The sequence below is a fragment of the Microcystis sp. LSC13-02 genome (assembly GCA_002282935.1).
Classification (GTDB): Bacteria; Cyanobacteriota; Cyanobacteriia; order Cyanobacteriales; family Microcystaceae; genus Microcystis.
This window is the reverse complement of the sequence record MTBT01000029.1, coordinates 27,376-37,535: the sequence shown is the minus strand read 5'-3', so window position 1 is coordinate 37,535 and position 10,160 is coordinate 27,376. Positions and strand designations below refer to the sequence as shown.

Annotated in this window: 10 protein-coding genes; 2 read left to right on the top strand and 8 right to left on the bottom strand. The window is 38.5% G+C overall.

Annotation, left to right across the window (positions count from 1 at the left end; genetic code table 11):
- Positions 1-623 precede the first annotated feature (623 nt).
- Entirely contained in the window at positions 624-1,802 is a 1,179-nt protein-coding gene (locus BGL89_RS02025) for an AI-2E family transporter (RefSeq protein WP_286824162.1), read from the bottom strand.
- Positions 1,803-2,000: 198 nt separating this feature from the next.
- Between BGL89_RS02025 and BGL89_RS02020 the strand changes: the two genes are divergently transcribed.
- Positions 2,001-2,195 (top strand): hypothetical protein, encoded by a 195-nt coding sequence (locus BGL89_RS02020; protein WP_233271340.1) that lies wholly within the window; start codon positions 2,001-2,003, stop codon positions 2,193-2,195.
- Here BGL89_RS02020 and BGL89_RS02015 read toward each other — a convergent pair.
- From BGL89_RS02015 to BGL89_RS01995, 5 genes are all read right to left on the bottom strand, one after another.
- Entirely contained in the window at positions 2,135-2,623 is a 489-nt protein-coding gene (locus tag BGL89_RS02015) for a PIN domain-containing protein (RefSeq protein ID WP_286824161.1), read from the bottom strand. The two genes, BGL89_RS02020 and BGL89_RS02015, sit on opposite strands and share 61 nt — an antisense overlap.
- Positions 2,616-2,867, bottom strand: coding sequence for a UPF0175 family protein (locus tag BGL89_RS02010; RefSeq protein ID WP_002764591.1), 252 nt, complete (start codon positions 2,865-2,867; stop codon positions 2,616-2,618). The genes BGL89_RS02015 and BGL89_RS02010 overlap by 8 nt, the downstream gene beginning before the upstream one ends.
- A gap of 263 nt (positions 2,868-3,130) precedes the next feature.
- Complete coding sequence (locus BGL89_RS02005; protein WP_286824159.1) at positions 3,131-4,330, bottom strand: PEP-CTERM sorting domain-containing protein; 1,200 nt, start codon at positions 4,328-4,330, stop codon at positions 3,131-3,133.
- A gap of 592 nt (positions 4,331-4,922) precedes the next feature.
- Positions 4,923-5,627 carry a PIN domain-containing protein gene (locus BGL89_RS02000; protein ID WP_286824158.1) on the bottom strand — a complete coding sequence of 235 codons (705 nt, stop codon included), beginning with the start codon at positions 5,625-5,627 and terminating at the stop codon, positions 4,923-4,925.
- Positions 5,611-6,090 carry an excisionase family DNA-binding protein gene (locus BGL89_RS01995; RefSeq protein WP_286824156.1) on the bottom strand — a complete coding sequence of 160 codons (480 nt, stop codon included), beginning with the start codon at positions 6,088-6,090 and terminating at the stop codon, positions 5,611-5,613. The genes BGL89_RS02000 and BGL89_RS01995 overlap by 17 nt, the downstream gene beginning before the upstream one ends.
- Positions 6,091-6,624: 534 nt before the next feature.
- Between BGL89_RS01995 and BGL89_RS01990 the strand changes: the two genes are divergently transcribed.
- The gene (locus BGL89_RS01990; RefSeq protein WP_286824154.1) at positions 6,625-7,107 is read left to right on the top strand and encodes a hypothetical protein; all 483 of its coding nucleotides are present in this window, start codon (positions 6,625-6,627) and stop codon (positions 7,105-7,107) included.
- A gap of 113 nt (positions 7,108-7,220) precedes the next feature.
- Here the strand turns inward: BGL89_RS01990 and BGL89_RS01985 are convergent, their stop codons facing one another.
- Complete coding sequence (locus BGL89_RS01985) at positions 7,221-7,826, bottom strand: CPBP family intramembrane glutamic endopeptidase (RefSeq protein WP_286824152.1); 606 nt, start codon at positions 7,824-7,826, stop codon at positions 7,221-7,223.
- On the bottom strand, positions 7,823-10,159 hold the full coding sequence (locus BGL89_RS01980; protein ID WP_286824150.1) for a hypothetical protein: 2,337 nt from the start codon (positions 10,157-10,159) through the stop codon (positions 7,823-7,825). The genes BGL89_RS01985 and BGL89_RS01980 overlap by 4 nt, the downstream gene beginning before the upstream one ends.
- Position 10,160 lies beyond the last annotated feature (1 nt).

The following is a 10,160-nucleotide window of genomic DNA, read 5'->3' as shown; positions in this document are numbered from 1 at the left end:
TTTAACCGTGGTATGCAACGGTGGTTGAAGCAGAAACTTAAATCGTGAGGTTTAGGAATCGCCGCACTTTTAGGGCGGCGAGGATGTCAAGGTCTGTTGGTTTTCGTCCATGTCACACTGTGGGTACAAGCACGGCTTCCTTGTCTGATCCCGAAATCAGGTTGTTTACTACTCAATCCACAAAAAAAATGTCTGAAAGGCTTAAACCTTAAGCGATCCAAACATTTTTTCATTGCAATCGGAGGGTGATATTGACTTTATGTCTTAACTTCGAGCTTACGATAGAAAGCTGGCTGTTAATGTAGCCTATTTAACCAAAACATCGATTTTTTGCTTATTTATCGGGATAGAAAATGACCTTTTCTTAAAATTATCGGAGTTTAGAGATAATTGGTTAGCTAATCTCCCAATAAGCCAGGCCCCAGAGACCAGCAAGGCATCCTCAAGCCTTCATTTGTCCTTCCTAGGCATGGACGGCGATCGCCGAGAGCGGAGTTAATACACCAATATGGATATCATAACTCGATCGAGGGAGAAAAACCAAGAACCTGCGAGAAAATTGCCGATTTCTCCCGGCCAAGATTACTGCTCAGATCGCCCTAGATCATGCCGTCAGTCATTCTTCAGCGAGAAACCACCTCGCTAGAGGATTCTGATTCTAGGGGGAGAGAGGGTTTAATTATCCCGTATTTTGTCTCCTCTGGTGTCACTTGACGGATAACCTCCAAAGCTTCCTTGATCATTACTGCCATGGGAACTGCGACAATTACCCCCAGTAAACCGCCCACTCGCGCCCCCGTCAAGACCGAGACCAACACCCAAAAGGGATTTAACCCGGTGACACTGCCCAAAATCCGGGGAGCAATGCCATTTTCGACAATTTGCTGCACCACTACAGCCACGGCTAAAACTTGTAGAGCTAAACCAATATCGCGCAAAGCTAGTAAAGCTGTCACCGTGACAATGCCTACAGTTCCCCCAAAAGGGATTAAGGCCATGGTACCAATCAACAGACCGAATAGGAGACCAAAAGGGACTTTAATCGATAAAAATGCCGTGACTAATCCCAGGGCCATGCAGGTGGCGCAAATTACCTGTCCGACAAAGTAATTCTGAAAACTTAAGCGTAGGGTTAGGGAAAAGGGTTGTTGGACGGGTTTGGGCAACCATTGGATAATACTCCTCCAGATATCGGGACTGTGGAGAAGTAGATAAAAGGTGAGGATAATAGTTAACAGCACATCAAGCACTCGCACCACGGTAAAAACGGTGAGATTAAGGGCTAAATTAACGCTTCTTCCCGCTAGAATCTGCAATTCTGCCCCTAAACGACTGTTAAACTGAGCGATAACACCATCGAAACTGATCGGAATCGGCAGATTCATCATGTCGATTTTGGTATCTAGTTGCATCAGTTGGCGCTGTCCCGAGTCTAACCATTCTGGCAATCTATTGACAAATTGCTGTGCTTGGGTGAAGACTAAGGGAACTAGGGTTATTCCCACGGCCACAAAAATTAAAATCGTGATCAGGGAAACCACGATCGCAGCTAAACCCCGTTTTAATCCCTGACGTTCCAACCAAGTCACCGGATAACCCAAGAGAAAAGATAGAACGGCCGCTATCAGTAAAATAACAAATAAAGATTCAAAATAGCCAAAAATTGCCGATAATGCCCAGGCATTCAGGACGACAAGTGGTGCAGCTAGAGCAATCACCAGTAAGCGGGATAAGGAATTCAGGGATTGCCACCACGTCTGAATCCAATTGCGTTTCGGGGGAACGACTTTAACTTCCACCATGAAGCCTCTTAAAAGGTTTGTTTCAACACTTGTATTCTGACAGATCGAAGCCTAACCCGCTAACTCAACCGGGGGAAGTGGGAAGATGGGGTATGGGATGCTGACAGGTGTAGGTTTATTACAACCCAGATGGTTCTTCGGTTTGTCTTATGCAACGTACAGGATTATAAGGAATGAAACTCTTATAGAGAAAGACATTTGGCGATTTTTGTCAATTATTTTTGTCTAGAGCGAACTAATCAATTAAGTCTCTTGCCAGATAAGGATTTAGTCGATTTATGCTCCCCTATCGAACCATACCAAGTAACGAAGAGCCTTTTTTTTAAGCATACTTACTCTCCAGCTAATCGAAGAACATCATTGACAACTTTATCAGTTAGCCACATTCCTTGATGGCGTAACTTAGCAATAACGGGAGCAACAGAAGATAGATAGCCCTGCTGCTTCGCTTTAACTAAAACACCAAGCGTTCCTGAATATTTTAAGCGATATAAATTGGCAATACGTCGGGCTAATTGATCGTCAAAAATCAGTAAACTACCTGGATTTTCTAATCCTAAAGCTAAGACCTCAGCTTCTCCTTGCCCTAAATCAATAATAGCCGGAATTAGACTGACTGATTTAACCAGAGTAATTGAAATCCATTCAATCGCCTGAATATTGGGAACATCAATTCCTTTATTTTTACCGATTGCTAATTCTTCGATTACTGCCGAAGGAGTCAAGATTTGAGAATACAAGCGTTGGAGCAATTCCAAGTAGCCCACTTGATGTAAGTACAGTAGAGGAGAGGTGTTGACAATGACTTGAGGATTAGGCATTGACAATATCTTGTTCTAATTGTTCAGTCGTTAAAGAAAAAGGGGAGACTTGATAACGCCCCAAAATAGTTAAAAATTCTACTCGTGACATTCCGGCTAATTGTGCTGCACGTCCTGAAGATAACTTGTCAAGTTCAAAGAGTTTAACGGCTGCCAATATTTTTAATTCTCTCGATAGATTTTCAGGAGTTTCTTTGAGACTAATTAAGATTTCTTCAGGGATTTCAAGGGAAATAGTGCTCATTTTCTTTCTCTCTCAATAATTGTCTCTATTCTACACCAATAAAATTAGTCCTTCTCTGTGAGCAGAATCAGTAACGGGTTTCCCCCCTCCAACCGACAGAATGAGCGGGTGCAGCCTATCTTGTCCTCAAGGGGTTGGAGACCAAGCCTCTACGGCTTTATGGCAATATAGGGGTAGCGGATTGGGGTTCAGGCTGGGGTGCAAATTTTAGTGAATAAAAAAGGCAAGCTCTATGCCTGCCCTTGTGGTTCTTGTAGAAATAACTATTGTTTATGTTTATGGGCTGATTTGCGTTTTAGTGTTGCACCGAGAGCTCCTGCAATAGTTGTACCGAGGAGGGCTGAGGGTTCGGGAACGGGTGTACTGGAGTTGGGATCGAAGGAAAAGATCGTTCCCGCATCAGAAGTGCCACCACCCTGAGTTGTCCCATAAAAGAGACCATCAGTCCCCAAAGTCAGGCTAGCCGAGGAAAAAGCCCCATTAGCCCCGTCAAAACTGGCTAAAGAGGTGAGAACATTCCCCGTCGGGTTAAAGGAAAAGAGCGTTCCCCAATCAGAACTACCGCCAGAGTCAGTCGTCCCATAAAAGAAACCATCCGTCCCCAAAGTCAGACTGTCAAGGGGACCTATCCCATTATTCCCGTCAAAACTGGCTAAAGAGGTGAGAACGTTCCCCGTCGGGTTAAAGGAAAAGAGCGTTCCCCAATCAGAACTACCGCCAGAGTCAGTCGTCCCATAAAAGAAACCATCCGTCCCCAAGGAGAGACTGGCACTGGGATAAGCACCATTAATCACATCAAAACTGGCTAAAGAAGTCAGAACATTCCCCGTTGGGTTAAAGGAAAAAATCGTTCCCCTCCCAAAACTACCGTCGTATTGAGTTGTCCCATAAAAGAGACTATCAGTCCCCAAAGTCAGACTGTCAAGGGGACTACTCCCATTAGCCCCGTTAAAAGTGGATAAAGAGGTGAGAACGTTCCCCGTCGGGTTAAAGGAAAAAATCGTTCCCTTCCCAAAACTACCGCCAGAGGAAGTCGTCCCATAAAAGAGACCATCCGTCCCCAAAGTCAGACTGGCAAGGGGAATACTCCCATTAGCCCCGTTAAAAGTGGATAAAGAGGTGAGAACATTCCCTGTGGGGTTAAAGGAAAAGATCGTTCCCAGATTAGAACTACCGCCAGAGTTAGTCGTCCCATAAAAGAGACCATCCGTCCCCAAGTAGAGACTGGCACCGGGATAAGCACCATTAATCCCGTCAAAATTGGCTGCAGACGTGAGAACGTTCCCCGTCGGGTTAAAGGAAAAGAGCGTTCCCTGATCAGAACTACCGCCCGCTTGAGTCGTCCCATAAAAGAGACCATTCGTCCCCAAGGTGAGACCGGCATAGGACCTACTCCCATTAGCCCCATTAAAATCAGCCAGCTTTTGGATGCCTTCCGCCATTACTGGGGTCAGGGTCAACAAAGAACTACCGATCGCTAATAACCCACCTAAAACAAGCGATCGAGAACTTCTCCTGACACGATTTAGTTCAAATGTACTGGGGGGGGAGAAAGAGATAATTGCTGCATAATAAAATATAGATGATTATGGTAGAAAAAACTGACTGAATAGCAAAAAACTATCTCAACAATAACGGGAACATCTCAATCTGTCAATGACTCTCAAACAATTACCTGACTTAGTGAATCTTGATTCTGGCTTTTTTGTAAGAGTTGAATCGGTTGATGAGTAACCAGAGAATAGAGAACATCAGGGTCAGAAACGTTGAATCCTGTAATAACTGGACTTCCCCCATACATAAATACTAAAAAATTAACAAAACCCTTATGGAGCTTCTCAGAAAAAATTGAAAAGAGACTACTGGGTACATTTTTTACTTGAAAATGGCTGTACCGTTGACTGTATCTGGAGTGGAGCGATGACCTAGAGTTCGCTGTCTAGCGATCGCTAACCTGATTTTAACAGATAGTGTCATTAATCTCTAGAGTAAGCGATTCCCTCTGTAGCCATGTTTAGATAGCTAGTCCATTTATACTGGAGAAGTTCAGTTCTATCAAAGAATTTTAGTTATCTTTTGACAAAAATTAGATAAATTAGCTTTTTTATCTAAAAATTCTAGTAATTCAGCTAGAGATTTTTGAGGATTTTTATATTTCTTGACTTGCCCATTTAGACTGAATTTAATTTCTTCGGGATATTCATCAAACAAATTACTTAAAAAAGTATCAGGAGATTGAGCCTTTATACCCCAAGTTTCTAAAGCTGACAGTGAAAAGTCGGTAATATTATTAGTTAAAATTAGAGGTTCTTCGTTACTTGGTATGGTTCGATCGGGTGACATAAATTGACTACAATTGACAAAAATCGCGGCAATGTCCCTCTCTATAAGGGTTTCATTCCTTATAACCCCGTCCATTGCATAACAAAAACCGAAGAACCAAATTAGATTAGCTTTAGCCATAACAGCAGTTGCTAAAACATGACGATCTTTTAAGTCGTTTGTCATTAACTCAATTAAACCAGATGGCACTTCAACCATGGCTTCGGGAAAAGCTGCTTTCATTGTCTCCACTAAATTAAGGGCTTTTATTGAAGTTATATCATATCGATTAATCAGATTGCGGGTTGTTTCTTCTAAAATTAATTTCGACCAGTAAGGCGAGTATAAACCTTGCCAAGCAATTGATAATAAAGTATCGCGTAAATACTGAGGAATAAGAACACAAGCATCTAAAACAACCCTAGGCTCTGCTGTCATCTAGGTTTAATTCCTCATCTTTTCTGTATAGTCCTTCCGCTTCAGTCATGGCTACAAGGTTATTTAAAATTTGTTCTCTTTCTCGATATTTTTTTTCTTTATATATTAGCAAATCTTCTCGTTTTATTCGTAGATCACTGCCTACATTAGTCGATAAAATTTGCCCCTGTTCTAGTAATTTTATTAGATAAGAGTTAGAAACATTTAACAAATTAGCCGCTTCTTCTATAGTTAAATCCTGATGGGTAACATTTAACTGAATTACCTGTCCCGATGCTAAGGCAGCTACACTGTAACGAAGTACCATTAAAACTGATTCGGGAATATAGACATTTTCTCCCTGTTCAGTGACGAGTCTCGTCGGTATTTCTCTATTAAGCAGCTGATTTAATTGGGTTATTTGTTCAGTTTCTTCGGGTTCGACAACAAAATGAGTTGGGTCAAAATTAGAATATTTACTCATATCAGAGAATGACTCCACGCATTTATATTATTTCACCTCATTTTAACATACCAATCTGACAGGGGGACAAGAACCCTGAAATCGATACATCATAAGCTTTCTAGAGCTTTTGATCGAATAAGTTTTCCGCACTGGCTCCCATTTATCGATAAAATTCTTAGTAAGCTTGCTCCCATCCCTGATTCTTTCGTTAGCTTTTTGCTGGTCATCGATCTATTTTTGGCGAGAGAAGCTAGAAGCTTGTGTGGTCAAAGCTTCTAGCTTGCTTGTCCCCCTGTCAGCTTCTCGTAATAGCTATAAAATTAAAGCTTATGTAATTCCCAAAATTTAGTCTTTATAATTGCCTTTTAACAAATAGATGAGGGAAATCCATGGTTAACCTTTTAACTTATATAGTCATTTCAATTAAGATTGAGAATATCAATCCCAGAGTTCATAAGGGTTTTGTCGGTCTAGAGTGTATCAGATTTATCTGAAATGACTATAGCGTTTATGCTATCATATCCTTGACCCTTCTGAACCGTTATAAAAGCTATGACCTCTCTTAAAAAGATAGTAAATTTACTTAACTGTTTTCTTTGTTTAAATTTATTAAATTTAATTGCTTACAAGCCAATGTTAGGACAATTATTCATTGCCAGTCCTATTTTGAAGAATAGTGATGATAAGCAAATCTTAGAAGAACCTAAATTAGTGTTAACTAGAAAAAAAAAATATGCAGAATATGAAGGTCAGCTTGTCGCACCGGGACATGGTAATCTAAATTATAAAATTATTCGCATAGATACAACTGATTTCATTACAGGGGGAACTTTAAGAATAGATATTCAGGTTGGCTCTGGTCAAAGTAAAGCCTCTTTTGATTTATTTGCAGAGGATGCAGTTATTCCTATTGCGGGCAGACCAGAACAGAGTTTAGCTGGTGCTTATGATATTTCACCTGATTCGGGGACATCTCTTACTTATAGATTTGATAAGGGAGAAGTCGTAATAGCTATAAAATTAAAGCTTATGTAATTCCCAAAATTTAGTCTTTATAATTGCCTTTTAACAAATAGATGAGGGAAATCCATGGTCAACCTTTTAACTTATAGTATAGCTAGTGTTTTTGTATTGCATGAGTAAGTCGGTTATACACTGCCTGTAAGAATTGCGATAATACCAAGAATTGTATGGCTAAGGGTAATACTATAAAAATTCTTAAAGCGATTATAGTGATATGCCCAATATAAACCGATAATTAAACTTAATAAGACTGTTAGCAGGTCTTGATAAATGCTATGAGCAAAACTATAAAGAATAGCAGTGATGATAATGATAGAACCTTGATTAAGTTGAATTTGAGCAAGTCGGTTAAAAAGGTAGGAACGGTATAAAAATTCCTGTAGCGGCGATGAAAGGGAAATATAAAATACATAGAAATACCAGGGAATACCAGTATTATCAATTCGCATTCCATGATTAAGATAAAAGGCAATCATTAAAACGGAAGATATTATGGTTACGGGTAAAATATCTTTAATCGCTGGTAATAAATTTTGATGATTAAAGCCTAAATCTGCTAGAGAAATCTCGTTGAGCAGTGCTAAACCGATAATCAATGCTCCTGTAATGGCTAATACTAAAAAGCGATCGCTAAACGGAATAACCTTTATTAGAAGTAAAACAACAGGTAGAATATAGAGAAAAGTGATCACTACAGAAGTTGTTATTTGTGATGATGATAAGGGTTTCATGAGCGTAAAAGTTTTATGAGTTTATTAAATTCAATAAAATAATTTGAAAAAGATTGTCTGTCAATCAAAAAATTAATGATAGGATAAATAATAAACATTAGCAAACAAAATAATCCCCCCCAAGTAATAAAGAGACTTTTACTTAAAAAACCGAACCATTTATTGACAATTAATATATTCAATGGTTTGAGCGCAAGTATTGCAATGAAAAGGATTAAAAACATAAACACTAAGGTGATTTTGTGCTTTAATATTTTGATTTTGTTAGTTTTAAAGATGAAATAGGCAATAAGAAATAGAACAAGAATAATAAAGATTTGGACGAGACTTCTGAGGTTTCCTCCCTGATTTGTCTGGAATAACAAGTTTTTTACCTCTTGAGTATAGTAATTATCGAAAGGCATCCAGAGAAGTAATCCTATATAACATGATAAAATATATTTGATATACTTATCAAAATTAAATACAGAGTTGTCATTACGAATATTTTCAAGCAGAAAAGCTAAGGATTCAAAACCACAGAAAAAAATTGCAAAATAATTTAACACATAAAATATACGACTCACCGAGTAATAGTTTGACCAAAGTTGGTGACTATGAACAATTTTAAAAAAAGAGTTTTTATCATTTTGATTATCTTTATAATAGGACTGTTTAATAACTTTTTTAACGGAATATTCGATATCATTTTTATCTAAAATTATTTTTCCCTCTAAATTAATTTGATTGATCCATTTATTAGGTATTCCTGCGATATCGATATCGTTGCTGGTTAAAATATCGGTCAGCTTTTGATTGTCAAGTAAAATGGTGCTATGAGGTTTAATTTCAAATAAAAATATCGGATCAGAATATACTTCAAACATCAGGGCAATAAAGCTTACAATAATTACGACAATAGTGAATCTAAAAATCACCTCCGTTTTTTGACGTATTAAGCTAAAAGCTCGATAGAGAGAGAATAGTGACAAAGGCAGAAATAGTGAGGGATAAACAATGATATGAGGATAAAGCTGTGCATAAAACCGCAAAGTATTAAGACTGCCAAATTCTCCTAAAATACTTAACGGTAATCCAATCGCTATAACGACTAAAAAAAACAATAAAATTAATTCACATTTGGGACCCAAGCGACGTTCTATAAACAAACTATCCCAAGTTAACTCAGGGGCCTCTGGGTTAGCGACAATAACAGGTAGCCAACTTTTTCCCGATGGTTTAAATCCCTGATCATATTCCGATAATAGTTGTTCACGAGCATAACGCATCGAGGCAAATATAGATTTTTCCTTTTCAACAAAAGCCTTTAGCAAATGAGTAAGTAATGTACCTGCAAAGGAAGAATCTACTCTTTCCCGCATTACGATACAGTAAGGGAGATTTAGAGAAGTTAGTTGATTGGCTAATCCTAAACCGTCACAGGAGTTAAAAATTGCCAGTTGTAGTTTATCATTAATCAATTTTTGCATCCATTTGGTTAATTCATTAATCTCAATTTCTTTTGTTTGAAGTTTTTGATTATTATCTAGCCAACTAATTTGCAGCCAGCCAATTCTACCGTCTGGATTACTGTGACTATGACCTGCAAAAAAGAAGATATGCCAACCTGCTGGTTCTTCTAGAGCTTCAATTAAATCCGAGTAATTCGGCTGATAAAGTGTCTGAATAAAAGCACCATATTTTTTTAATCGATCGAGAGATTCTTTTTCTTGCTTATATTCATTATTTTCATCTAATTCGTTATCTGCGAAAATAGCTAAAATCCGAACTCTTGTATCTAAGCGGTTAATGGTTTGTTTTTGTTCGGGACGTGCGAAATCCGTTGCGCTCACAGATAACTCTGTATTTTTGTGCAGACGAAATAAAGGCTGCAAAAATTCCCACTCTTGCCAAGGAAATCCTCTTAATATTCGATCTTCAGTTTGTATAAAAAGTTGAATTTCTTCTTGTAAATTTGAGTATTTTTCTAAGGTGTTTTGAATTTTTGAGTCAACTTCACCCTTTTCGTTAATCCAACTTTGAGTATCTGTTAACCATTGATTCATTTCTGTTTTTAAATTTTCAGCCAGTTTCTGTAAACTAATATTACCATCGGTACTTAATAGTTGCTCAGAAAGAGGTAAGGATTCAGGTCGTCGGGGAGAGTCTGGAATGATGTAATTTTTCCAGATATTAAATGTCTGACTAAGTTGCTCTGGCATAATTGAAAGATAGGAGCTTCTTTCTTCCAAACGGCCTTTAGAGTCAGAGATAGTCAAAGTGACGGGTAGAACTGCCATTCGGTTTGGCAATTGAAGACAGGAACCAATTTTAAAATAAATTTTTTTTGACATA

Bases quoted from the DNA above. Each gene is read 5' to 3' on its own strand.
- BGL89_RS02010 (WP_002764591.1), bottom strand. From the start codon at position 2,867: ATGAGCACTATTTCCCTTGAAATCCCTGAAGAAATCTTAATTAGTCTC.
- BGL89_RS01995 (WP_286824156.1), bottom strand. From the start codon at position 6,090: ATGAGTAAATATTCTAATTTTGACCCAACTCATTTTGTTGTCGAACCC.
- BGL89_RS02000 (WP_286824158.1), bottom strand. From the start codon at position 5,627: ATGACAGCAGAGCCTAGGGTTGTTTTAGATGCTTGTGTTCTTATTCCT.
- BGL89_RS01985 (WP_286824152.1), bottom strand. From the start codon at position 7,826: ATGAAACCCTTATCATCATCACAAATAACAACTTCTGTAGTGATCACT.
- BGL89_RS01990 (WP_286824154.1), top strand. From the start codon at position 6,625: ATGACCTCTCTTAAAAAGATAGTAAATTTACTTAACTGTTTTCTTTGT.
- BGL89_RS02025 (WP_286824162.1), bottom strand. From the start codon at position 1,802: ATGGTGGAAGTTAAAGTCGTTCCCCCGAAACGCAATTGGATTCAGACG.
- BGL89_RS01980 (WP_286824150.1), bottom strand. From the start codon at position 10,159: ATGTCAAAAAAAATTTATTTTAAAATTGGTTCCTGTCTTCAATTGCCA.
- BGL89_RS02015 (WP_286824161.1), bottom strand. From the start codon at position 2,623: ATGCCTAATCCTCAAGTCATTGTCAACACCTCTCCTCTACTGTACTTA.